Origin of the sequence: Pseudoroseicyclus tamaricis, assembly GCF_012070395.1 — a bacterium.
Lineage (GTDB): Bacteria > Pseudomonadota > Alphaproteobacteria > Rhodobacterales > Rhodobacteraceae > Pseudoroseicyclus_A > Pseudoroseicyclus_A tamaricis.
In genome coordinates this window covers 357,023-379,479 of record NZ_JAAFYS010000004.1, presented here as the reverse complement: position 1 = coordinate 379,479, position 22,457 = coordinate 357,023, and the positions used below count along the sequence as shown (strand labels likewise).

Annotated in this window: 19 protein-coding genes and 1 riboswitch; of the genes, 12 read left to right on the top strand and 7 right to left on the bottom strand. The window is 70.3% G+C overall.

Annotated elements, in window-relative coordinates:
- Positions 1 to 7 precede the first annotated feature (7 nt).
- Genes mnmG through GY170_RS17585 form a run of 4 tightly spaced genes read left to right on the top strand, consistent with a single transcriptional unit; the run spans position 8 to position 4,146 of the window.
- On the top strand, positions 8 to 1,876 hold the full coding sequence (gene mnmG, locus GY170_RS17600) for a tRNA uridine-5-carboxymethylaminomethyl(34) synthesis enzyme MnmG (RefSeq protein ID WP_209316622.1): 1,869 nt from the start codon (positions 8 to 10) through the stop codon (positions 1,874 to 1,876).
- Positions 1,873 to 2,487 carry a 16S rRNA (guanine(527)-N(7))-methyltransferase RsmG gene (gene rsmG, locus GY170_RS17595; protein ID WP_163896023.1) on the top strand — a complete coding sequence of 205 codons (615 nt, stop codon included), beginning with the start codon at positions 1,873 to 1,875 and terminating at the stop codon, positions 2,485 to 2,487. Before mnmG ends, rsmG begins: the two co-directional genes overlap by 4 nt.
- Positions 2,480 to 3,268 carry a ParA family protein gene (locus GY170_RS17590; protein WP_163896021.1) on the top strand — a complete coding sequence of 263 codons (789 nt, stop codon included), beginning with the start codon at positions 2,480 to 2,482 and terminating at the stop codon, positions 3,266 to 3,268. Before rsmG ends, GY170_RS17590 begins: the two co-directional genes overlap by 8 nt.
- Entirely contained in the window at positions 3,268 to 4,146 is an 879-nt protein-coding gene (locus GY170_RS17585; RefSeq protein ID WP_163896019.1) for a ParB/RepB/Spo0J family partition protein, read from the top strand. Before GY170_RS17590 ends, GY170_RS17585 begins: the two co-directional genes overlap by 1 nt.
- On the opposite strand, the gene hemW is transcribed toward GY170_RS17585, so the two are convergent.
- Genes hemW through rph form a run of 3 tightly spaced genes read right to left on the bottom strand, consistent with a single transcriptional unit; the run spans position 4,143 to position 6,601 of the window.
- Entirely contained in the window at positions 4,143 to 5,294 is a 1,152-nt protein-coding gene (gene hemW, locus GY170_RS17580) for a radical SAM family heme chaperone HemW (protein ID WP_235924245.1), read from the bottom strand. The two genes, GY170_RS17585 and hemW, sit on opposite strands and share 4 nt — an antisense overlap.
- The gene (gene rdgB / locus GY170_RS17575) at positions 5,284 to 5,895 is read right to left on the bottom strand and encodes an RdgB/HAM1 family non-canonical purine NTP pyrophosphatase (RefSeq protein ID WP_235924244.1); all 612 of its coding nucleotides are present in this window, start codon (positions 5,893 to 5,895) and stop codon (positions 5,284 to 5,286) included. The genes hemW and rdgB overlap by 11 nt, the downstream gene beginning before the upstream one ends.
- Positions 5,882 to 6,601: a ribonuclease PH gene (rph, locus tag GY170_RS17570; protein WP_163896015.1), complete on the bottom strand. Its 720-nt coding sequence runs from the start codon at positions 6,599 to 6,601 to the stop codon at positions 5,882 to 5,884. The genes rdgB and rph overlap by 14 nt, the downstream gene beginning before the upstream one ends.
- Before the next feature lie 117 nt (positions 6,602 to 6,718).
- Here rph and hrcA point away from each other — a divergent pair, with 117 nt between their 5' ends.
- A complete protein-coding gene (gene hrcA, locus GY170_RS17565) occupies positions 6,719 to 7,783 on the top strand; it encodes a heat-inducible transcriptional repressor HrcA (protein WP_163896013.1) in 1,065 nt (354 codons plus the stop codon).
- Between the two features lie 18 nt (positions 7,784 to 7,801).
- Positions 7,802 to 8,398: a nucleotide exchange factor GrpE gene (locus tag GY170_RS17560; RefSeq protein WP_163896011.1), complete on the top strand. Its 597-nt coding sequence runs from the start codon at positions 7,802 to 7,804 to the stop codon at positions 8,396 to 8,398.
- A gap of 379 nt (positions 8,399 to 8,777) precedes the next feature.
- Here GY170_RS17560 and mutS read toward each other — a convergent pair whose 3' ends face one another.
- The gene (gene mutS / locus GY170_RS17555; protein ID WP_235924243.1) at positions 8,778 to 11,399 is read right to left on the bottom strand and encodes a DNA mismatch repair protein MutS; all 2,622 of its coding nucleotides are present in this window, start codon (positions 11,397 to 11,399) and stop codon (positions 8,778 to 8,780) included.
- A 413-nt stretch (positions 11,400 to 11,812) separates the two neighbouring features.
- Between mutS and GY170_RS17550 the strand changes: the two genes are divergently transcribed.
- The 5 genes from GY170_RS17550 to GY170_RS17530 all read left to right on the top strand — a co-directional run bounded on the left by GY170_RS17550 (position 11,813) and on the right by GY170_RS17530 (position 17,392).
- The gene (locus tag GY170_RS17550; protein ID WP_163896010.1) at positions 11,813 to 14,068 is read left to right on the top strand and encodes an NADP-dependent malic enzyme; all 2,256 of its coding nucleotides are present in this window, start codon (positions 11,813 to 11,815) and stop codon (positions 14,066 to 14,068) included.
- 85 nt (positions 14,069 to 14,153) lie between these two features.
- Positions 14,154 to 15,029, top strand: coding sequence for a ribokinase (locus GY170_RS17545; protein WP_163896008.1), 876 nt, complete (start codon positions 14,154 to 14,156; stop codon positions 15,027 to 15,029).
- 134 nt (positions 15,030 to 15,163) lie between these two features.
- Complete coding sequence (locus GY170_RS17540) at positions 15,164 to 15,682, top strand: c-type cytochrome (protein ID WP_163896007.1); 519 nt, start codon at positions 15,164 to 15,166, stop codon at positions 15,680 to 15,682.
- Positions 15,683 to 15,720: 38 nt separating this feature from the next.
- Positions 15,721 to 16,617: a D-amino acid aminotransferase gene (locus GY170_RS17535; protein ID WP_163896005.1), complete on the top strand. Its 897-nt coding sequence runs from the start codon at positions 15,721 to 15,723 to the stop codon at positions 16,615 to 16,617.
- 67 nt (positions 16,618 to 16,684) lie between these two features.
- Positions 16,685 to 17,392, top strand: a complete 708-nt coding sequence (locus GY170_RS17530) for a sulfotransferase-like domain-containing protein (protein ID WP_163896003.1) — start codon at positions 16,685 to 16,687, stop codon at positions 17,390 to 17,392.
- Here GY170_RS17530 and GY170_RS17525 read toward each other — a convergent pair.
- Genes GY170_RS17525 through thiB form a run of 3 tightly spaced genes read right to left on the bottom strand, consistent with a single transcriptional unit; the run spans position 17,353 to position 20,535 of the window.
- Entirely contained in the window at positions 17,353 to 18,078 is a 726-nt protein-coding gene (locus GY170_RS17525) for a thiamine ABC transporter ATP-binding protein (RefSeq protein ID WP_163896001.1), read from the bottom strand. The two genes, GY170_RS17530 and GY170_RS17525, sit on opposite strands and share 40 nt — an antisense overlap.
- Positions 18,068 to 19,579 (bottom strand): thiamine/thiamine pyrophosphate ABC transporter permease ThiP, encoded by a 1,512-nt coding sequence (locus GY170_RS17520; RefSeq protein WP_163895999.1) that lies wholly within the window; start codon positions 19,577 to 19,579, stop codon positions 18,068 to 18,070. Before GY170_RS17520 ends, GY170_RS17525 begins: the two co-directional genes overlap by 11 nt.
- Positions 19,555 to 20,535: a thiamine ABC transporter substrate binding subunit gene (gene thiB / locus GY170_RS17515; protein WP_163895998.1), complete on the bottom strand. Its 981-nt coding sequence runs from the start codon at positions 20,533 to 20,535 to the stop codon at positions 19,555 to 19,557. The genes GY170_RS17520 and thiB overlap by 25 nt, the downstream gene beginning before the upstream one ends.
- A 45-nt stretch (positions 20,536 to 20,580) precedes the next feature.
- A riboswitch (TPP riboswitch) is annotated at positions 20,581 to 20,691 on the bottom strand.
- Between the two features lie 417 nt (positions 20,692 to 21,108).
- On the opposite strand from thiB, the gene aroC reads away from it, so the two are divergent.
- Entirely contained in the window at positions 21,109 to 22,221 is a 1,113-nt protein-coding gene (gene aroC, locus GY170_RS17510; RefSeq protein ID WP_163895996.1) for a chorismate synthase, read from the top strand.
- The last annotated feature ends 236 nt before the right edge of the window (positions 22,222 to 22,457 follow it).

Genomic DNA, 22,457 nt, shown 5'->3' with positions numbered 1-22,457 from the left:
TTCGGGAGTGTTTCACGTGAAACAGTTCGACGTCATCGTGATCGGCGGCGGCCATGCGGGCGCCGAGGCAGCCCACGCGGCAGCGCGCATGGGTGCCTCCGTGGCGCTGGTGACCCTGAAGGCGAGCGCCATTGGCGCCATGTCCTGCAACCCGGCTATTGGAGGTCTCGGCAAGGGACACCTGGTGCGGGAGATCGATGCGCTGGACGGCGTGATGGGTCGGGTGGCGGACTATGCCGGCATCCAGTTCCGCCTGCTCAACCGCCGGAAGGGGCCGGCGGTGCAGGGGCCGCGAGCACAGTCCGACAGGGAGCGCTATGCCGAGGGCATGCAGCGGGAGATGGCGGAGGCGCCAAACCTGACGGTGCTGGAAGGCGAAGTGACGGACCTCGTGGTCGAGGGCGGCGAGGTGCGCGGCGTCGTTCTGGGCGACGGTGCCAAAGTGGCCTGCCGCGCCGCCGTCCTGACCACCGGGACCTTCCTGCGCGGCGTGATCCACATCGGTGACGTCTCCCGCCCCGGTGGCCGTGCGGGCGAGGCGCCGTCGCAGCGGCTGGCCGAGCGGCTGGATGCGCTGGACCTGCCGATGGGGCGGCTCAAGACGGGCACGCCGCCACGCCTCGACGGCCGCACCATCCGCTGGGAGGGGCTGGAGATGCAGCCGGGCGACGAGGAGCCCGCGCTCTTCTCCTTCCTCTCCGGCGCGCCTGTGGTCCGGCAGATCTCCTGCGGCATCACACAAACCAACGAGCGGACGCATGAGATTATCCGGGATAACCTCTCTCGCTCCGCGATGTATGGCGGCCATATCTCCGGCACCGGGCCGCGCTACTGCCCCTCGATCGAGGACAAGGTGGTGCGCTTCGCCGACAAGACGTCGCACCAGATTTTCCTTGAGCCTGAAGGGCTTGAGACCAACCAGGTCTATCCGAATGGCATCTCCACGTCGCTTCCGGCGGACGTGCAGGAGGCGTACGTGCGCTCCATCGCCGGGCTCGAACAGGCGGTGGTTCTGCAGCCGGGCTATGCCATCGAGTACGACTACGTCGACCCCCGGGCGCTGGATGCCGGTCTCGGGCTGAAAGCGCTGCCGGGGCTGTACCTCGCCGGGCAGATCAACGGGACGACCGGCTATGAGGAGGCAGCGGCCCAGGGACTGGTCGCGGGGCTCAACGCAGCGCGGCGGGCGACTGACTACGCGCCAGTGCATTTCTCGCGGGCGACCTCCTACATCGGGGTGATGATCGACGACCTCATTACCCACGGCGTCACCGAGCCCTACCGCATGTTCACCTCTCGCGCCGAATTTCGGCTCTCGCTTCGGGCGGACAATGCGGACCAACGGCTGACGCCGCTCGGCCGCGAGATCGGCTTCGTGGGGGACGAGCGCTGGCAGATCTACGACGAGAAGGCGGAGGCCCTGGAGGCGGCGCGCGCCCGGCTCGAGAGCACGAAGCTCACGGCCCGCGCCATCGCCGGCACCGGCGTGAACCTGAACGCGGAGCGGGAAAGCCGCTCCGCGCTGGACATGCTCGCGTTGTCCGACGCTGAGTTCCCGCAGCTCCTGTCGATCGCGCCCGAGCTCTCGGATATCGCACCGCCGATCCAGCAGCAGCTCAAGCGCGACGCGCTCTACATGCACTACCTCGAGCGTCAGCAGCGCGACATCGACGCCATGCGCCGTGACGAGGCGCTGACGATCCCCGATGGCTTTGACTACGCCCCTATCGACGGCCTCTCGAACGAGCTCAAGGTGAAGCTCGAGCGCGCCCGCCCGTCCTCCATCGCGCAGGCCGCTCGCATCGAGGGGATGACGCCCGCCGCACTCATCCTCCTCACCGCCCGTCTCAAGCGGATGGAGCAGCGGGTCGCGTGACGGCGCTTTTGCCCGGGGTGGATGTTTCACGTGAAACGTTGGAGCGGCTGGAAACCTTCAGCGAGCTCCTGACCAAGTGGACCGCCCGCATCAATCTCATCGCCCCGGGAACCGTGGGCGATGTCTGGCAGCGCCACGTCATTGACTCCGCACAGCTCTTCCCGCTGGCTCCTCCCGATTTCTCCCACTGGGCCGATCTCGGCGCCGGCGGAGGGCTGCCGGGCCTCGTCATGGCCATCATAGCCGCCGAAAAGGCCCCCGCCGCCCGATTCACCCTCGTCGAGTCCGACAAGCGCAAGGCTACCTTCCTTCGCCAAGCCACCCGCGAGATCTCCCTCACCGCTCGCATCCTCGACCAGCGTATCGAGGCGGTGCCGCCCCTCGCGGCAGACGTCATCTCCGCCCGCGCCCTCAAGCCACTTCCCGAACTCCTGACCCTCCTCACCCCGCACCTCGCCCCGGGAGGCCGAGCCATCCTCCCCAAGGGGCGGCGCGCGGAGGAGGAGCTTGCCGAGGCGGCGACCTCTTGGCACTTTGATCTCATCCGCACCCCCTCTATGACGGACCCGGACGCGACCCTCCTCACCCTCGAAAGGATCCGACGTGCCTGAGCCCGGCGCCCGAATCATCGCCATCGCCAACCAGAAGGGCGGAGTGGGCAAGACGACGACCGCCATCAACCTCGGCGCTGGCCTGGCGGAGCAGGGACGGCGGGTGCTGCTGGTCGATCTCGATCCTCAGGGCAACGCCTCCACCGGCCTCGGCATCGAGCGGGAGGATCGCCCCGTCACCACCTACGATCTGCTCGTCGGCGAGGCGACGGCGGCCGAGGCCTCCCGTCCCACGGGCGTGTGCAACCTGTCGATCATCCCCGCCACGACCGACCTCTCCTCGGCCGATATCGACCTGTATTCAAACGAGAAAAGAACGCGCCTCCTCCGCGAGGCTCTCCGCCCCGCGGTCGCGGAGACCGACTACATCCTCATCGACTGCCCGCCCGCGCTCAGCCTGCTGACCATCAACGCGCTGATCGCGGCCGACTCCCTCCTCGTCCCCCTACAGGCCGAGTTCTATGCCCTCGAGGGCCTCTCTCAGCTCATGCTGACGGTCCGCGAGCTCCGCTCCGGCGCCAACCCGGACCTCAGAATCGAGGGCATCGTCCTGACCATGGTCGACCGGCGGAACAACCTCGCCAGCCAGGTGGAGGAAGATGCCCGTGAGAACCTCGGGGAGCTCGTCTTCCAGACGGTGATCCCCCGCAACGTCCGCCTCAGCGAGGCCCCGTCCTTCGCGCGGCCGGTGCTGGAATACGATACCACCTCGACGGGCGCCGCCGCCTACCGCGCGCTCGCCGCCGAACTCATCGCCCGCCAGCCGGGGAAGGAGAGCTGATGGCCGAGAAACCCAAGACACGCGGCCTCGGCCGCGGCCTCTCCGCCCTCATGGCCGATGTCACGCCAGCGGGGGAGGAGCCGAAGGCGCGTCGCCCGGATACGCACCTGCCGATCGAGCAGATCCGGCCAAACCCCGACCAACCCCGCCGCCATTTCGATGAGGCGGAGCTGAAGGAGCTGGCCGAATCCGTTGCCCGCCGCGGCATCATCCAGCCCCTCATCGTCCGCCCGGATCCCTCCCATCCCGGAGACTTCCAGATCGTCGCTGGTGAGCGCCGGTGGCGCGCCGCCCAGATCGCGCGCCTCCACGAGCTTCCGGTACTGGTGCGCGATTATTCCGAGACGGAAGTCCTCGAGATCGCCATCATCGAGAACATCCAGCGGGCCGATCTCAACCCGGTCGACGAGGCCGCCGGCTACCGCGCGTTGATGGATCGCTTCGGCCACACGCAGGAGCAGATGGCGACGGCGCTCGGCAAGTCGCGCCCGTACATCGCCAACCTCCTGCGCCTGCTGTCGCTGCCCGAGGATGTGCAGGGCCACCTCGCCGACGGCACACTCTCCGCCGGCCACGCCCGCGCCTTGGTCGGCCACCCCGAGGCCTCGGCGCTGGCCCGGCGCGTGCTGCAGGGCGGGCTCTCCGTCCGCGCCACCGAGCGGCTCGTCAAGCAGGGCACGACCCCGCCGAAACCCCGCGAGATGCGCGCTCCGGAGAAGGATGCCGACACCAAGGCCATCGAGACGGAGCTGGCGGCGCAGCTGAAGATGGGCGTCAACATCAGTCACAAACCGGGGACGGAGGGCGGCACGCTCACGCTGCACTACCGCACTCTCGACCAGCTGGACGATCTGCTCCGCGCCCTCGGCGGCGATTAATCCAGCAGCCGCCGCAGAACGGCGTTCAGAACCGGCCGCCCCGCCTCGGTCGCGCGCAGACGCGGCCCGGTGCTCTCCAGCATGCCAATATCAGTCAAAGCACTGACATTACGAGAGAATTCACTGATCCCGAGCGCCTCCGCCCGGGCCCGGTCAACGCCATCCTCCAGCCGCAGCCCCATCAGCAGCAGCTCCTCCAGCCGCTCCGGCTGCCCCAGCGCCTCGCGCCCGTTCTCGCCGCGCCCGGCCTCGGCGGCGGCCAGCCAGGCCCCTGGCTGCAGCGGCGTTTCCGTCGCCCAGCGTTGGCCGTCCAGCGTCAGCCTCCCATGCGCACCAGGACCGACGCCGACCCAGTCGCCGCTCCGCCAGTAGACGAGGTTGTGCCGGCTCTCCGCCCCCTTGGCAGCGTGGTTCGAGACCTCATAGGCCGGCATTCCCGCAGCGACCGTCAGCGCCTGCGTGACGTCCCACATGTCGTCCGCCGCATCCTCGCCCGGCAGACCGGCGAGCTTGCCCGCCCGATGCCGCGCGCCGAAGGCCGTGCCGTCCTCGATGGTCAGCTGGTAGAGCGACAGGTGATCGACGGCGAGGCCCAGGGCCCGCTCCAGCTCCGCCGCCCAGGCCTCCACGCTCTGCCCCTGCCGGGCATAAATGAGATCGAAGGAAACGCGCCCGAACAGCTCTCGCGCCATCGCGAAGGCCTCCATCGCCTCGCCAGCGCTATGCAATCGCCCCAGCGCCCGCAGATCGGGATCGTTCAGCGCCTGCACGCCCATGGAGAGCCTGTTCACCCCGGCCTCCCGATAGCCCTCGAAGCGTCCTGCCTCGGCGGAGGTCGGGTTCGCCTCCAGCGTCACCTCGATGTCGTTGGCGAAATCCCACTGCCCTCGCGCCGCCTCGATGACGCGGGAGACAACCTCCGGCTGCATCAGGCTCGGCGTGCCGCCCCCGAAGAAGATCGAGGACAGGACCCTGCGCCCGGTCTCGGCCCCGTAGCGCGCGATCTCCGCTTCGAAGGCGTCGGCCCAGCGGCCCTGGTCCACGGCGGAGACGACGTGCGAATTGAAGTCGCAATACGGGCACTTGGCCTGGCAGAAGGGCCAATGGACGTAGAGGCCGAAGCCCCCCTCCCGCCAGTCATCCCGCAAAGCAGCCCTCGACGAGCGCGGCGAAGGCCTTGGCCCGGTGCGAGATGCGGTTCTTCTCCGCCGGGTCCATCTCTCCGAAGGTGACGTCGTAGCCGTCGGGCTGGAAGATCGGGTCATAGCCATGCCCCTCCACGCCCCGCATCGGCCAGACGACCTGCCCGGGCATCCGCCCCTCGAAGATCTCCTCGTGCCCGTCGGGCCAGGCCAGCACCAGCGTGCAGCAGAAGGCGGCGCGCCGCGGCTCCGGCGCGCCGATCTCCTCCAGCTCAGCCCACGTGCGCCGCATCGCCATCGGGAAGTCCCGCCCGTTCGGCGTCTCCGCCCAGTCCGCCGTGTGCACGCCGGGCGCCCCGCCGAGGGCCTCGACGGCGATGCCCGAATCGTCCGCCAGCGCGGGCAGCCCCGTCGCCGCCACGGCTGCACGGGCCTTGATCCGCGCATTGCCGACGAAGCTCTCCTCGGTCTCCTCCGGCTCCGGCAGCGCGTGATCGGCGTTGGAGGTCACCTCCACGCCATAGGGCGCCAGCAGCGCCCGCATCTCCGCCAGCTTGCCGGCGTTATGCGTGGCGATCAGCAGCTCTCGCCCCTCAAACCGACGCATTCTTCGCCGCCTCGAGCTGGATCTCCGACAGTCGCGCGCAGCCCGCCTCGGCGAGGTCGAGCAGCTTGCCCATCTCGTCGCGCGAGAAGGTCGCCCCCTCGGCGCTCATCTGCACCTCGACCATACGGTCGCCGCAGAGGATGAAGTTTCCGTCAACGCCCGCCTCGCTGTCCTCGGGGTAGTCGAGGTCCAGCACCGGCTGGCCGGCATAGATGCCGCAACTCACCGCGCTCACCGGCGTCACCAGCGGGTCCGCCGTCACCAGCCCGGCCTTCATCAGCCGGTTCACTGCGAGGCGGAGGGCCACCCAGCCGCCTGTGATCGAGGCGCAACGGGTGCCGCCATCGGCCTGGATCACGTCGCAATCCACGACGATCTGCCGCTCGCCGAGCGCCACCCGGTCCACCCCGGCGCGCAGGGCGCGGCCGATGAGCCGCTGGATCTCCTGCGTGCGGCCGCCTTGCGAGGTCTTCGCCTCGCGTCGCATCCGCGTGTTGGTGGCGCGGGGCAGCATCCCGTACTCCGCCGTGACCCAGCCAAGGCCGGAGCCCTTGAGGAAGGACGGCGCTTTCTCCTCCAGCGTCGCCGTGCAGATCACCTGCGTGCGGCCGACGCGGATCAGGCAGGAGCCCTCCGCGTGGGCGTTCACCCCCGTCTCGATCGACACTTCCCGCATCTCGTCGTTCGCTCGTCCGGACGGGCGCATGGCAACTCTCCCTCATTTGATGCCGGGCGGGATACGCTTCGCCCCGGTGAAATCCAACCCTCATTGACCTCGCGGCTGCGTCGGCCTTAATGTCCCGGCTCCTCGCGAGGCAGGCCCATGCAGGACACGAGCCCGAATATCCAGGATCTCTCCGACCGTTCCCGAGAGGTGTTCCGCCGCGTGGTGGAAGCCTATCTCGAAACCGGCGCGCCGGTCGGCTCCCGTTCGCTCACGCGTCAGATGAGCCAGAAGGTCTCCGCCGCCACCATCCGCAACACCATGCAGGACCTTGAATATCTCGGCCTGCTCGGTGCTCCCCACATCTCCGCCGGCCGCATGCCGACGGAGGCGGGGCTGCGCATGTTCGTCGACGGCCTGCTCGAGGTTTCCGCCGTCGGCGGCGAGGAGCGTGAGCTGCTTGAGGGCGCGGCGGGCGACCAATCCGAGCTGCCGGCGCTGCTCGACCGCGTTGGCTCCGCCCTCTCGGGCCTGACGCGCGGCGCTTCGCTGGTGCTGGCGCCCAAGCACGAGGCGCCGATTCGCCATGTCGAGTTCCTCTCCCTCGCGCCGGACAGGGCGCTGGTGGTGCTGGTCTTCGCCGATGGCCATGTCGAGAACCGCCTCTTCACCCCGCCCCCCGGCCAGACGCCCGCCTCCCTGCGCGAAGCGGCCAACTTCGTCTCCGCCATTGCCGAGGGGCGCGGCCTCTCCGAGCTGCGCACCGTCATGTCGCGGGAGATCAAGGCCCGCCGGCAGGAGATCGATTCTCTGGCCGCCAGCCTCGTCGAGACCGGCCTCGCCTCCTGGGCGGTGGCGGAGGGGGAGCCAGATCGCCTCATCGTGCGCGGCCGCGGCAATCTCCTCTCCGAGGATGCGGCCTCCGAGGCCGATCTGGAGCGCATTCGCCTGCTCTTCGACGACCTCGAGCGCAAGCGCGACATCGCCTCCTTCCTCGAGCTCGCCGAGGGCGGGGAAGGGGTGCGGATCTTCATCGGCTCCGAGAACAAGCTCTTTTCACTTTCGGGTAGCTCTCTCGTGGTTTCTCCCTATATGAACGCCGACCGTAAGATTATCGGCGCCGTTGGAATCATCGGGCCGACGCGGCTTAACTACGGTCGCATCGTGCCCATCGTGGATTACACGGCGCAGCTCGTCGGGCGGCTGCTCGCCGGGCGGGCCTGAAGACAGCAAGAGGACGACATGTCGAGCAAGAACCCCGAGCCGCAAAGCCTCGACGATCTCGCCGCCGAGGCAGAGGCGATCGAGGCGGAACAGGCCGAAATCGACGCCAACCGCGCAGCCGGCGGCCCCGCGGAGGAGCCCGCCTCCGACGCGCTGGAGGCCGTGACGGCCGAGCGCGACGATTTCCGCGACAAGTTCTTCCGCGCTCTCGCGGAGGCGGAGAATGCCCGCAAGCGGGCCGACCGGTCCCGCCGCGAGGGCGAGGCCTACGGCGCCTCCCGCCTCGCCGGCGACCTTCTGCCTATCTACGACAACCTCTCCCGCGCGCTCGACGCGGTGGGCGAGGATCTCAAGAAGGATAACGCGCCGCTGGTCGAGGGCATCGAGCTGACGATGCGCGCCCTGCTGGATACCTTCACCCGCCACGGCATCGTGCAGATCACGCCGGAGGTGGGCGACCGCTTCGACCCGAAGATACACGAGGCGATGTTCGAGGCCCCCGTGCCGAACACCCGCGCCGGCGACATCATCCAGGTCATGGCCATCGGCTTCACCCTCCAGGGCCGCCTCCTGCGCGCCGCCCAGGTCGGCGTCTCCTCGACCCCGGCGAACTGAGGGCAGCCCTTCGGGGCCATGCGGTCTCCGAGAGACGGACCAGAGGGCGGAGCGAGTCTCCGCCCTTTTCCGTAGGGTGGGCGTTCAACCCACCTCCCCCTCTCCATCTTGCGCGTCCCTCACAAGCGCAGGTCGAGCGCCGGCACGTGGGGTGGCACCCCGAAGGCTCCGCTCCTCGATTTATGGTGCCATCATCTCTGCGCTCCGAGCGAGGCGCCGACGTCACCGGAGCGCCAGCCCGCGGGACGGGCCGGCGCTCGCCCTGCGCCTTTGGCGCGCACCGGGCGGGGGAACAGCTCGAGCCGGGCGGTCACCCTGCTTCTCTACGAGGACCGGCCCCTAACCACTCGTAGGGTGGGGTTCCAACGCACCGCCCGCTCTAAACCATCCCCTTCAACCGATACACGAGCTCCAACGCCTCCCGCGGGCTCAGCTCATCCGGCAACACATCCCTGAGCGCCGCCTCCACCTCACTCTCCCGCACCACCGGCTTCGCGACCGGCGCCGGCGGAGCCGCGGCGAACAACGGCAGATCGTCGATCAGCGCCGCCGAGGCCCCGCCCTCCCGCTCACCTTCCTCCAGCGCCTTCAGCACATCCCGCGCTCGCGCCACGGCCGCCTCGGGCAGCCCCGCCAGCCGCGCCACCTGAACGCCGTAGGAGCTCTCCGCCGCGCCCTCCTGCACCTCGTGCAGGAAGATCACGTCGCCCTCCCATTCGCGCACCGCGACATGGGCGTTCTCCACCCCGTCTAGCCGCCCGGCCAGCGCCGCCAGCTCGTGGTAATGCGTCGCGAAGATGCCCCGGCACCGGTTCACCGCCTGCAGGTGCTCAAGCACCGCCCAGGCGATGGAAAGGCCGTCCCACGTCGCCGTGCCGCGCCCGATCTCATCAAGTATCACCAGCGCCCGGTCGTCGGCCTGGTGCAGGATCGCCGCCGTCTCCACCATCTCGACCATGAAGGTCGAGCGGCCGCGGGCGAGGTCATCCGACGCGCCGACGCGAGAGAAGATCTGGCTGACCAGCCCGATACAGGCCGCTTCCGCCGGCACGTAGGCGCCGATCTGGGCGAGGATGGCGATGAGCGCGTTCTGGCGCAGGAAGGTGGATTTGCCGGCCATGTTCGGCCCGGTCAGCAGCCAGATCGCCGCCTCGCTCAATCCGCAATCATTGGCGACGAAGGGCTTGCCCTCGCGGCGCAGCGCCTCGGCCACCACGGGGTGACGCCCGGCGGTGATCTCGAAGGCGCGGCTGTCTTCCAGCACCGGGCGGGCCCAATCCTCGGCCGCCGCCAGCTCCGCCAGCCCGGCGGCGAGGTCGATCTCCGCCAGCGCCCGCGCGAGCGCCCCGAGCGGGCCGGCCTCGGCCAGCACGGCCTCGCTCAGACGGGTGAAGATCCGCTTTTCCAGCTCCAGTGCCCGGCCCCCGGCGTTGAGGATGCGCGTCTCCAGCTCGTTCAGCTCGACCGTGGTGAAGCGCACCTGGCTGGCGGTCGTCTGGCGGTGGATGAACACCTCCGGCAGCGCCCGCATCTTCGCCTCATGCGTCGCCGTCACCTCGATGAAATAGCCCAGGACGTTGTTGTGCTTGATCTTCAGCGCGCTCACGCCCGAGCGCTCGGCATACTCCGCCTGCATCCCGGCGATCACGCCGCGCCCCTCGTCGCGGAGGGTGCGGGCCTCGTCGAGCTCCTCGTCGAAGCCCCGCGCGGTGAAGCCGCCGTCGCGCGCCAGCAGGGGCGGCTCTGCGATCAACGCGGCATCGAGCAGCTCGCCCAGCTCCTCCATGCCGGTCAGCGCGCCCGCCGCCTGCGCGAGCTCCTCTGGCAGCTCCTCGCCCTCCAGCCGCTCGGCGAGCCGCCCGGCCTCCGCGACGGAATCGCGGATGGCGGCGAGGTCACGCGGCCCGGCGCGGCCCAACGACAGGCGCGAGAGAGCCCGGTCGATGTCATGCACGGCCCGCAGCCGCTCGCGCAGGTCGCGGCGGAGCCCGCCAGCCTCCACCAGCGCCGCCACGCCGGCTTGCCGGGCGTGGATGGTGGCGAGGTCGCACGACGGCGCCGAGAGCCGCCGCTCCAGCAGGCGCGCCCCGGCGGCGGTCACCGTCCGGTCGATGCAGGCGAGGAGAGAGCCGGCGCGGCCGCCGCCCGTGGCATGCGTCAGCTCCAGCGAGCGGCGGGTCGCGGCGTCGATTTGCATCATGGCCCCGGCCCGCTCGCGCTGGGGCGGGCGCAGGAGCGGCATCTGCCCGCGCTGGGTGAGGTCCAGATACTCCGCCAGCGCCGCCATCGCGGCGATCTCCGCCCGGGTGAAGGCGCCGAAGCCTTCGAGCGAGGTCACGTTGAAGAGCCCGCAGAGTCGCCGCTCCCCGGCCGTCGAGTCGAACGTCCCCTTGTGCACCGGCGTCAGCGCTGCCCCCGCCTCCGCCACGAGGCTCGCATAGGGCCCCTCGGCCCCCTCGGCCATCAGCACCTCGCGGGGGCCGAGGCGGGCGAGCTCCGGCGCGAGGCGCGATGGCGCGCAGGTCGTCACCCAGAAGCCGCCGGTCGACATGTCGATCCAGGCGAGGGCCCCGTCATCGCGCACCTCGGCGAAGGCGGCGAGGAAGTTGTGGCGGCGCGCATCCAGCAGCGCCTCTTCGGAGAGCGTGCCGGGCGTGACCAGCCGCACCACCTCGCGTTTCACGACGGTTTTGGAGCCGCGCTTCTTGGCCTCCGCCGGGTCTTCCATCTGCTCGGCGATGGCGACGCGGAAGCCCTTGCGGATGAGCTGGAGGAGGTATCCCTCGGCGGCGTGGACGGGCACGCCGCACATGGCGATATCCTCGCCGAGGTGCTTGCCCCGCTTGGTGAGCGCGATGTCGAGCGCCTCGGCGGCGGCGATCGCGTCGTCGAAGAACATCTCGTAGAAGTCGCCCATCCGGTAGAAGAGAAGGGCGCCGGGCTGGCTCTCCTTGATCTCCAGATATTGCGTCATCATCGGCGTGGCGCCGTCTGCGCTCATGCCTGCCCCCTTCGGTTGAGGGCGGCAGAGTAGGACGCGGGGCGGGCGGGCGAAAGGGGGCGGGGCGCCGTGACCCGGCCCGTAGGGTGGGTTTCCAACCCACCTTCGCCGACATCCCGCCCAGACGGTGCCGCGCTGGGTGAGCGCCTGCCCGTGGGGTGGCGCTCCTCCCACGCCGCTTCTCGATTTATTCTGGCCACACCCCTCCATGCTCCGAGCTTCGCGCTGCCTTCACCAGAGCGCCAGCCCGCCGGGACGGGCAGGCGCTCGCCCGGCGCCTTCGGCTTGATTCCGGGCGGGAGAGGAGCGGCAACGCTGGACTGGCGCACACTGGCCCGTCACCCTCCCCGCTTCCCCCAATCCCCCGCATGTCCTATGGAGTTGCTTCGGGAGAAGACCGGGAGGAGCCCCACATGGCCAAGCCGCGTTTCACGCGCGAAGACGCGCTGACGTTCCACATGGAGCCCACGCCCGGCAAATGGGAGGTCACGGCCACCGTGCCGATGACCACTCAGCGGGACCTCAGCCTCGCCTATTCCCCCGGCGTCGCCATCCCCTGCGAGGCCATCGCCGAGAATCCCGAGACGGCCTACGACTACACCAACAAGGGCAACCTCGTCGCCGTCATCTCCAACGGCACGGCGGTGCTTGGGCTCGGCAACCTCGGCGCGCTCGCCTCCAAGCCGGTGATGGAAGGCAAGTCGGTCCTCTTCAAGCGCTTCGCCGACATCAACTCGATCGATCTGGAGCTCGACACCGAGGACGCGGACGCCTTCTGCAACGCCGTCCGCCTGATGGGGCCGTCCTTCGGGGGCATCAACCTCGAGGACATCAAGGCGCCCGAGTGCTTCATCATCGAGCAGCGCCTGAAGGAGGAGATGGACATCCCCGTCTTCCATGACGACCAGCATGGAACGGCCGTCATCTGCGCGGCGGGGCTCATCAATGCGCTGCACCTCTCGGGCAAGAAGATCGAGGACGTGCGCATCGTCCTCAACGGCGCCGGCGCGGCGGGGATCGCCTGCCTGGAGCTACTGAAGGCGATGGGCGCCACGCCCGACAATTGCATCATGTGCGACACCAAGGGCGTCATCTACCAGGGCCGCACCGAGGGCATGAACCAGTGGAAATCGGCGCATGCCGCGGTGACCGACACGCGCACGCTGGCCGAGGCGATGGCGGGGGCGGATGTCTTTCTCGGCGTCTCCGCCAAGGGCGCGGTGACGAAGGAGATGGTGGCCAGCATGGCGCCCGACCCGGTGATCTTCGCCATGGCGAACCCCGATCCCGAGATCACGCCGGAGGAGGCGCATGAGGTCCGCGAGGATGCCATCGTCGCCACGGGGCGCAGCGACTACCCCAACCAGGTCAACAACGTCCTCGGCTTTCCCTACCTCTTCCGCGGTGCGCTCGACATCCATGCCCGCGCCATCAACGACGACATGAAGATCGCCTGCGCCCAGGCCCTCGCGGCGCTGGCGCGCGAGGATGTGCCCGATCAGGTGGCGCTGGCCTATGGCCGCAACCTGACCTTCGGGCGCGATTACATCATCCCCACGCCCTTCGACCCGCGGCTGATCCACAAGATCCCGCCCGCCGTCGCTCGCGCCGGCATGGCCACGGGCGTCGCCCGCCGCCCGATCGTGGACATGGAAAGCTACGAGCAGGCGCTGATGGCGCGGATGGACCCGACGGCCTCCGTCCTTCGCGGCCTCTATGCCCGCGCCCGGGCCGCGCAGGCGAAGATCATCTTCGCCGAGGGCGACGACCCACGCGTGCTGCGCGCCGCCGTCGCCTTCCAGCGGTCCGGCCTCGGGCGGGCCGTGGTGGTGGGCCGCGAGGCGGACGTGGCGGAGAAGCTCGGCGCCGCCGGCCTCGCCGACGCGATGGGGGAGCTGGAGATCACCAACGCCGCGCGCACCCCGCATCTGGAGACCTACAAGGACTTCCTCTACCGCCGCCTGCAGCGGAAGGGCCACGACGCGCAGGACATCCACCGCCTCGCCGCGCGCGACCGGCACGTCTTCGCCGCGCTGATGCTGGCCCATGGCCATGGCGACGGCATGGTGACGGGCGTGACGCGCAAGAGCGCCCACGTGCTGGAGCTGATCAACCACGTCTACAACGCCGGCCCGCATGACGGGGCGGTCGGCGTCTCCGCCCTCATGACCAACGGCCGCATCGTGCTGATCGCCGACACGCTGGTGCATGAATGGCCGGAGGAGGAGGACCTCGCCGATATCGCCGAGCGTGGCGCCGCCGTGGCCCGGCACCTCGGGCTGGTGCCGCGGGTGGCCTTCGTCTCCTTCTCTACCTTCGGCTACCCCGTCTCCGAACGCTCCGAGAAGATGCATCGCGCGCCGGCGGTGCTGGAGCGGCGGGGCGTGGACTTCGAGTTCGAGGGCGAGATGGCGGTGGACGTGGCGCTCAACCCGCGCTCGGCGGAGAACTACCCGTTCTCGCGGCTGACGGGGCCGGCGAACGTGCTGGTGGTGCCGGCGCGGCACTCCGCCTCCATCTCCGTCAAGCTGATGCAGGAGATGGCGGGGGCGACGGTGATCGGCCCGATCCTCACCGGGCTCGACCGGCCGATCCAGGTCTGCTCGACCGTCTCGACGGTGAATGACATCCTGAACATGGCCGTCATGGCGGCGGTGAAGGTGGGCTGACCGGTCTCGGGGTGGAGAGCGGCCGGGGGGCCAGCCCCCCGGAACCCCCCGAGGGTATTTTTGGCCAGATGAAAGGGGATCCCGCGTGACGATCTTCAACCTCGGTTCGATCAACGTCGACCATGTCTACCAGGTGCCGCGCATCCCGGCGCTGGGGGAGACGCTGGCCTCCACCGATTACGCGCAGGGGCTGGGCGGCAAGGGCGCGAACCTCTCCGTCGCCGCCGCGAAGGCGGGCGGGAGGGTCGTGCACGTGGGCGCCGTGGGCGAGGGCGCCGAGCGGGTGCTGGCGGAGCTGGAGGGCTACGGCGTCGGGCTGGAGCACGTGGCGCGGCGCGAGGGGCCGACGGGGCACGCGGTGATCACCGTCGACGCGGGGGGCGAGAATGCCATCGTGCTGCTGCCCGGGGCGAACATGACGATCGCCGGGGAAGAGGTTGCGGCGGCGCTGGGTGCGGCGCAGGCGGGTGACATCTTCGTGACGCAGAACGAGACCAACGGACAGGAGGACGCGGCGGCGCGGGCCAGCGCGGCGGGGCTGCGGGTGTGCTACTGCGCGGCGCCGTTCGAGGCCGGGGCGGTGTCGGCGATGCTGCCCCATGCCGACCTTCTGATCCTCAACGCCGTCGAGGCGGCGCAGCTGCAGGAGGCGACGGGGCGGGCGCCGGACGCGCTGGGGGTGGCGGACGTGATCGTCACCCGCGGGGCCGAGGGCGTAACGTGGTATGGGCCTGAGGGCGCAGCGGAGTTTTCGGCGCCGAAGGTCACGGCGCGCGACACCACCGGCGCCGGCGACACCTTCGCCGGCTACCTCCTCGCGGGGCTCGACGAGGGGCAGGGGATGGAGGCGGCCATCGGCCTGGCGCTGCGGGCCGCGGCGCTCAAGGTGACGCGGCCGGGGGCGGCGGCGGGCATCCCGCTCAGGGGAGAGGTGGAGGCCTCACCTTCGGAAAACAAATGACTCTTATTGGAGATCTGCGGGGCCGAGCGCGCCGATAGATGGCACGGTGGGCTGGCGCGCCTGCCTCAGGGCATTATGTTCGTCTGCAAACCCCTGCCGGACGACCGGCGGGATGTTCGATGCAGGAGGACACTATGAAACCGTTCATTCTCGCCGGGATCACCGCGCTCGCGGCTGCCCCGGTCTTCGCGCAGGACGAGATGATGGGCGACGCCGAGAACGGCGAAACGCTCTTCTCTCGCCAGTGCGTGGCGTGCCACGTCGTAGTCGACGACGAGGGCGAAACGATTGCCGGCCGCAACGCCCGCACCGGCCCGAACCTCTACGCGATCAACAGCCGCCCCGTCGGCAGCGACGAGGACTTCCGCTACAGCGACTACCTGCCGATCCTCGGCGAGGACGGCTCGTCGTGGACCGAGGAGTGGTTCGTGGAGTACGTGCAGGACCCGACGGGCTTCCTCCGCGCCCATCTGGACGATTCCTCGGCCCGCTCGAAGATGGCCTTCCAGGTTCGTCACGAGGAAGATGCCTATGATATCTGGGCCTTCCTGACGAGCGTGTCGCCCGAGGTGGAAGACGAGGGCATGGCCGACGACGGCGCCTCCGACGAGGAGATGACCGAAGGGGAAGACGCCGCCGAAAGCGACGGCTGAGGCTTGCTCCTGCCGGCGCGCCGCTGAAAAGTGGCGCCATGGCAGAAGTTTCCACACATATGTCCGAGGAGGATGCGCGCAACGAGCGCATCCTCCTCTGGCTGAACGGCAGGATCGTTCCGAAAGCGGAGGCCATGGTCTCCGTTTATGATTCCGGCTTCATGCTGGGCGATGGCGTCTGGGAGGGGCTGAGGCTCTACCCCGGGGGCTGGTCCTTCCTCGATGAGCACATGGCGAGGCTGTTCGAGGCCGCCAAGGCGATCGACCTCGATATCGGGATGACGCCCGATCAGGTGGCCGATGCGCTGGAAGAGACGCGCAAGGCCAATGGCATGGAGCGCGATGCCCATGCCCGACTGATGGTGACGCGGGGCGTGAAGCACCGGCCCTTCCAGCATCCGTCGCTGTCGCGCTCCGGCCCGACGGTGGCCATCATCATGGAGCATAGCAAACCCGCCATCGGCCGGCCGATCAGGCTGGCGACGGTGCCGCATATCCGGGGCCTGCCGATGAGCCAGGACCCGAAGCTGAATTCCCATTCCAAGCTCAACTGCATCCTCGCCTGCATCGCCGCCGAGAAGGCGGGGGCGGATGAGGCGCTGATGCTGGATGTGCATGGCTTCGTGAACACCACCAATGCCTGCAATTTCTTTATCGTCCGTAAAGGCGAGGTGTGGACCTCGACGGGGGACTACTGCATGAACGGGATCACGCGGGGGAAGGTGATCCAGCTCTGCCGCGAGAACGGCATCCCGGTCTTCGAGAAAAACTTCAGCCTGGTCGAGACTTACGGGGCCGACGAGGCCTTCCTGACCGGCACCTTCGGCGCGCAGACGCCGGTGTCGGAGATCGATGGCAGGGTGATCGGAGAGGGCAGGCTGGGGCCGGTGACGGAGCGGATCCGCGGGCTCTACAAGGCGCTGGTGGGCGCGTGAGGGGCCGGATGGGCGCATGCACCGCGCATGCACGGGGCGTGCACCGGGCGTGCACCGGTAACGCGCCATGAAGCTGGCGATGTGGAGCGGGCCGCGGAACCTGTCGACCGCGATGATGTACAGCTTCGCCGCGCGGGGCGACTGCGCGGTGGTCGACGAGCCCTTCTACGGGGCGTGGCTGAAGGTCAGCGGTGCGGACCACCCGATGCGGGACGAGATCATCGCCGACATGGAGTGTGACGCGGAGGCGGTGGCGGCCGGGCTGGCGGGTCCGATCCCGGGGGGCAAGCCGCATCTCTACCTCAAGGTGATGCCGCACCAGATGCCTGAGGGCTTCCCGCTCGGCTGGGCCGACGCTTGCACCAACGTTCACCTCATCCGCCACCCGGCGCGGGTGGTGGCGAGCTACGGGGCGAAGCGGGAGCTGCCGGACCTCGAGGAGCTGGGCTACCGCCAGCAGGTGGAGATGTGGACGCGGCTGCCGGGGCCGGTGATCGACAGCGCCGATATCCGGGCGGACCCGGCGGCGGCGCTGGAGGCGCTTTGCGCCGAGGTCGGCCTGCCGTGGACGGAGGCGATGCTGAGCTGGCCCGAGGGCGGGCGGCCGGAGGACGGAGTGTGGGCGAGCCACTGGTATCCGGCCGTCCATGCCTCGACCGGGTTCGCGGGGGCCGAGGGGCCTCTGCCGGAGCTGGAGGGGCGGGCGGCGGAGCTGGTGGCCGAGGCGCTGCCCTTCTACGAAGAGCTGCGGGCGCGGGCGCTGGTGCCGAGGTAGCTGGCGAGGCCGGGCGGCGGGTTGTCCAGCAGCTCCGCCGTGGGCGTGGGCGGCAGGGCGCGGCTTTCTTCCACCACGATGACCTGATCGGCGATGGCGCGGGCATCCGCGGGGTCATGCGTGACCATCAGGAGGGTGCGGCCGGCCGCGCGGAGCGTCTCGTCGACCAGCGCCAGCATGTCCTGCTTCAGGCCCGGGCCGAGGGCGGCGAAGGGCTCGTCCATCAGCACGAGGGGCTTGCCGGCGAGGAGGATGCGGGCGAGGGCGGCGCGGCTGCGCTGGCCGCCGGAAACCTCCGCCGGGCGGCGGGGGCCGAGGGTCTCCAGTCCGACCCGCGACAGGGCGTCGGCCACCTTCGGGGAGGCGGCATGCTTGAGCGAGGGGCCGAGGGCGAGGCCGACGTTCTGCGCGAGGGTCAGGTGGGGGAAGAGGTTGTGCTCCTGAAAGAGCATCGTGACCGGGCGCTGTGCCGGGGCGGCCGGCGTGATGTCCTGCCCGTTCCAGAGGATGCGGCCCGAGGTGGGCGAGAGGAAGCCGGCGATGCCGGAAAGCAGGGTCGACTTGCCGCCGCCGGAGGGGCCCATGACGGCGATGGTCTGGCCTTCGGGGACGGTCAGGTCGGCGGAGAGGGAGAAGTCGCCCTGGGTGAGGGTGAGCGCGTCCAGCGTAAGTCCGTCAGTTGGCATCGCGGCCTCCCCGGTCGAAGATCCAGAACAGGCCGAAGGCCATGATGACGAGGAGGAGCCCGGCGCCCGCCGCCTCCTCCATCCGGTAGGCGCCCATGGCGCGGGACATGGCGAGGGGCAGCGTCTGCTGCTCCTGGCTCGCGAAGAGGGCGATGACGCCGAGATCGCCCATCGCCATGGCGCCGATCAGCCCGGCGGCGAAGCCGATCGGGCCGCGCGCGAGGGGGGCGAGCATGAGGCGCCAGCGGGCGAGGCCGGCGAGCCCCAGCTGGTCGGCGAGGCGGCCGTAGTTCATCTCAGCCTGCTGCAGTGCCGGGCGGAGGATGCGGTAGGCGAAGGGCAGGGCGATGACGGCGTTGACGGCGATGGTGGCGGGCAGGGCCAGCGCCTCCGGCCGGATGAGGCGGAAGAGGATGAGGAAGATCCCCGTGCCGGTGACGAGGGAGGAGGCGGCGAGGGGCAGGGCGGAGGCGACCTCCGCCAGCCGGCCGCCGGTGCGGGCCATGAGGAGGGCGAGCGCCATGGATAGGGCGGTGGCCGAGAGCGCGACGATGAGCGAGCGGAGGGCGGCGCGCCAGATCGTCGGCGGAAGCTCCGCGATGCCGGCGAGGCCGGAGGTGACGACGGCGGCGAGGGGGAGCAGGAGGAAGGCGCCGGCGGCCGCGATGACGAGGGCGTCGAGCCAGAGGGGGCCCGATGGGAGGCGCGGTGGCAGGCCGAGGCCGGGGGCGGCGACGGGGGCAAGCGCCACGCGGCGGGCGAGGGCGAGGGCGGCGAGGCAGACGGCGCATTGCGCGGCGGCCATGAGCGCGGCCTTGCCGAGGTCGTAGTCGAAGCGGAGCGCCTGGTAGATCGCGAGCTCCAGCGTCGTCGCGCGGGGGCCGCCGCCGAGGGTGAGCGCGACGGCGAAGCTGGTGAGGCAGATCAGGAAGATCAGGAGGAACGCGCCGGGCAGACGGTCCCGCAGCATCGGCCATTCGAGGAAGCGGAAGCGGGGGAGGTTCAGCGCCTCGGCGAGGCGCCAGTGCTCCCCCGGGATCGAGGCGAAGCCGGAGAGGAGCATGCGGGTGGCGAGCGGCAGGTTGAAGAAGACGTGGGCGAGGATGACGCCGTGGGCGCCGTAGATGGAGAGGGGCGGCAGGCCGAGCGGGCCGAGCGCGGCGTTGAGCCAGCCGTTGCGGCCGAAGATTGCGACGAGGCCGAAGACGGCGACGATGACGGGCAGGATGAAGGGCGCGCCGATGAGGCTGATGAAGAGCGCGCGGCCGGGGAAGCGGCGGCGCATCAGGGCGCGGGCGACGGGCACGGCGAGGGCGCAGGAGATCAGCGCGGAGAGCGCCGCCTGCCAGAGCGTGAAGCGGAAGGCCGCCCAGTCGCCGGGGGAGGGCATCCCCGCCCCCCCGGCGCGGAGGGCCACGGCCCCCAGCGGCACCAGCACGAAGGCCAGCACCGCGAGGGACGCGGCGACCCCGGGTCCTACTGGGAGAGCGCGGTGCGCCACGTCTCGATGGCCTCCTCGCGGCGGGCCTGAGCCTCTTCGGGGGAGTAGAGGAGCGCGGTTTCGGGCTCCACGAGGCTTTGCCAGCCTTCGCCGAGGCCGCCTTCCGGCATGACGACGGGGAACATCCAGTTCGTCTCCGGGATCGGGCCCTGGAAGCCGTCGGTCAGCATGAAGGCGAGGAAGTCGTCCGCCAGCTCGGGCACGTCGGTGGAGGCGAGTTTGCCGGCCACCTCGACCTGCATGTAGTGGCCTTCCTCGAAGGGCCAGGCGACCTTGGTGTCATCGCCCTCGGCGACGAGGTGATAGGCCTCGGACGTGTTGTAGGAGAGCGCCGCATCCGCCTCGCCCTCGGTGAAGAGGCCGTAGGCCTCCGACCAGCCGGGGGTGACGGTGAGGATGTTGTCGGCCAGCGCCTCCCAGATCGCGGGGGCCTCGTCGCCATAGGCGGCCTCGACCCAGTAGACGAGCCCGAGGCCGGGGGTGGAGGAGCGGGGGTCCTCGATCACCACCTGGATGTCGCTGTCGGCCAGCTCGCGGAACGAGGTGGGGGCCTCGATGGAGGCGTCGCCCATGAAGGCGAAGTAGCCCCAGTCGTAGGGCAGGAAGAGCGGGTCGGTCCACGGGATGGGGATGTCGAGGGCCGGGGTCTCGATGCCATGGGGCGCGAAGAGGCCGGTGTCGGCGGCTTCGGCGGTGAGGTTGGTATCGAGCCCGAGGATGATGTCGGCGTCGGTGCTGTCGCCCTCCAGCCGGAGGCGGGAGAGGAGGGCGGCGCCGTCGCCGAAGGCCTCGAAGGTGAGGTCACAGCCGCAGGTGGCCTCGAAGTTCTCCTCGATCACCGGGCCGGGGCCGTAATCGGTGACGAAGCTGTCATAGGTGTAGATCGTCAGTTCGGGCGTCTGGGCCATGGCTGCGGTAGCAGCGAAGCTCAGCCCCGTGGCGAGAATGGTGCGCATCGTGCGGTCCTCTCATGCGGGGCGGAAAGACGGCATGAGAGCGGTGTGGAGCGCTCGTACCTTCCCTCCGCCGGTTCTAACCGGTTCAGGTTCAACGGGTTCGCGGGTGTCCGCATCTCAGCCCGGCATTGCAGCCGGGTCCCCCGAGGTGAGGCGGAAGATAGGGACAGGGCGCGCGGGCGCAAGGGGGAGTGACCGCCGGTCCCGCTCCGCCCGCGCGGAATCAAGCCGAAGGCGCCGAGCGAGCGCCGGCCCGTCCCGGCGGGCTGGCGCTCTGGTGAAGGCGGTGCGGAGCGGGCCGCGACGAGGGGTGTGGAACGATAAAACACCTGAGCGGCCGCGTTGCGGCGCCATCCCACGGGCCGGCGTGCGAGGGCAGCTCGGGGTGGCGGGCCGGGCTTGGTGGGTTGGAAACCCACCCTACGGTGCGTCGCGGGTGGGTGGGGCCCGCCCGCCCTGCGTAGGGTGGGTTTGTAACCCACCGCCCACCCGCCCGCCGACGCGCACCCCAAGGGGGTTTGCGATAGCGCCCGCATGGCCCTAGAGATGGCCCGCCTGCCAAGGAGCCGCCCCATGAGCCACAACAGCTACGGCCACCTCTTCCGCGTCACCACATGGGGCGAGAGCCATGGGAAGGCGCTCGGCGCCGTCGTCGATGGCTGCCCGCCGGGTGTGCCGCTGACGGAGGGCGACATCCAGCCGTGGCTCGATGCGCGAAGGCCGGGGCAGAGCCGGCACACCACGCAGCGCAAGGAGGCGGACGAGGTGGAGATCCTCTCCGGCACCTACGATGGGCTGACGACGGGGACGCCGATCTCGCTGATGATCCGCAACACCGACCAGCGGTCGAAGGATTATTCCGACATCGCGAAGCAGTTCCGCCCCGGTCACGCCGATCTGACCTATCACCTGAAGTACGGGCTGCGGGACCCGCGCGGGGGCGGGCGGTCTTCGGCCCGGGAGACGGCGGCGAGGGTCGCGGCCGGGGGCGTGGCGAGGGCGGCGCTGGGCGCGCTGGTGCCGGGGCTCAAGATCACCGGCTACATGGTGCAGATGGGCGAGAAGGGCATCGACCGGAGCCGGTTCGACGCCGGGGAGATCGGGAAGAACGACTTCTGGTGCCCCGACCCGGGCGCGGTGGAGGAGTGGGCGGAGTACCTGGAGTTCCTGCGCAAGGACGACCACAACTCCGTCGGCGCCGTCATCGAGGTGGTGGCGGAGGGGGTTCCCCCCGGGCTGGGCGCCCCCGTCTATGGCAAGCTCGACACCGAGCTGGCGGCGGCGATGATGAGCATCAACGCGGTGAAGGGCGTCGAGATCGGCGCCGGCATGGGCGCGGCGGCGCTGACGGGGCGCGACAATGCCGACGAGCTGTTCTGGGGGGAGAACGAGGGGCTCTCGTTCAGCTCGAACAACGCGGGAGGGATCCTCGGCGGCATCTCCTCGGGCCAGCCGGTTGTGGTGCGCTTCGCGGTGAAGCCGACGTCCTCCATCCTCTCGCCGCGGCAGTCGATCACGGTGGACGGAGAGCCGGTGGAGCTGATCACCAAGGGCCGCCACGACCCCTGCGTCGGCATCCGCGCGGTGCCGGTGGGCGAGGCGATGATGGCGGCGGTGCTCCTCGATCACCTGCTGCTCGACCGGGGTCAGACCGGCGGCGTGCGCGGGGAGATCGGGCGGCGGTGAAGTGGCGGGGCGGGCCTTTGGCCCGCCTTGGCGCCGGGCGCGCGGGAGGTGGGTTGTAAACCCACCCTACGGTGGGCGGCGGAGGGTTGTCCCGCCGGTATCCCGCTCCTCCACGAAGTGACCGGTCCTAGCTGCTCCCCCGCCCGGTGCGCGCCAAGGGCGCCGCGCGAGCGCTTGCCCGTCCCGGCGGGCTGGCGCTGTGGTGGGGCTTGGTGATCCGCTCAGGGCGGGGAGGG

What these genes read in the sequence shown, in the direction of transcription:
- mutS (WP_235924243.1), bottom strand. Translation starts at nt 11,399, where the DNA reads ATGAGCGCAGACGGCGCCACGCCGATGATGACGCAATATCTGGAGATC.
- GY170_RS17550 (WP_163896010.1), top strand. Translation starts at nt 11,813, where the DNA reads ATGGCCAAGCCGCGTTTCACGCGCGAAGACGCGCTGACGTTCCACATG.
- aroC (WP_163895996.1), top strand. Translation starts at nt 21,109, where the DNA reads ATGAGCCACAACAGCTACGGCCACCTCTTCCGCGTCACCACATGGGGC.
- GY170_RS17525 (WP_163896001.1), bottom strand. Translation starts at nt 18,078, where the DNA reads ATGCCAACTGACGGACTTACGCTGGACGCGCTCACCCTCACCCAGGGC.
- GY170_RS17535 (WP_163896005.1), top strand. Translation starts at nt 15,721, where the DNA reads ATGGCAGAAGTTTCCACACATATGTCCGAGGAGGATGCGCGCAACGAG.
- hrcA (WP_163896013.1), top strand. Translation starts at nt 6,719, where the DNA reads ATGCAGGACACGAGCCCGAATATCCAGGATCTCTCCGACCGTTCCCGA.
- rdgB (WP_235924244.1), bottom strand. Translation starts at nt 5,895, where the DNA reads ATGCGTCGGTTTGAGGGGCGAGAGCTGCTGATCGCCACGCATAACGCC.
- rph (WP_163896015.1), bottom strand. Translation starts at nt 6,601, where the DNA reads ATGCGCCCGTCCGGACGAGCGAACGACGAGATGCGGGAAGTGTCGATC.
- GY170_RS17585 (WP_163896019.1), top strand. Translation starts at nt 3,268, where the DNA reads ATGGCCGAGAAACCCAAGACACGCGGCCTCGGCCGCGGCCTCTCCGCC.
- thiB (WP_163895998.1), bottom strand. Translation starts at nt 20,535, where the DNA reads ATGCGCACCATTCTCGCCACGGGGCTGAGCTTCGCTGCTACCGCAGCC.
- GY170_RS17530 (WP_163896003.1), top strand. Translation starts at nt 16,685, where the DNA reads ATGAAGCTGGCGATGTGGAGCGGGCCGCGGAACCTGTCGACCGCGATG.
- GY170_RS17560 (WP_163896011.1), top strand. Translation starts at nt 7,802, where the DNA reads ATGTCGAGCAAGAACCCCGAGCCGCAAAGCCTCGACGATCTCGCCGCC.
- GY170_RS17540 (WP_163896007.1), top strand. Translation starts at nt 15,164, where the DNA reads ATGAAACCGTTCATTCTCGCCGGGATCACCGCGCTCGCGGCTGCCCCG.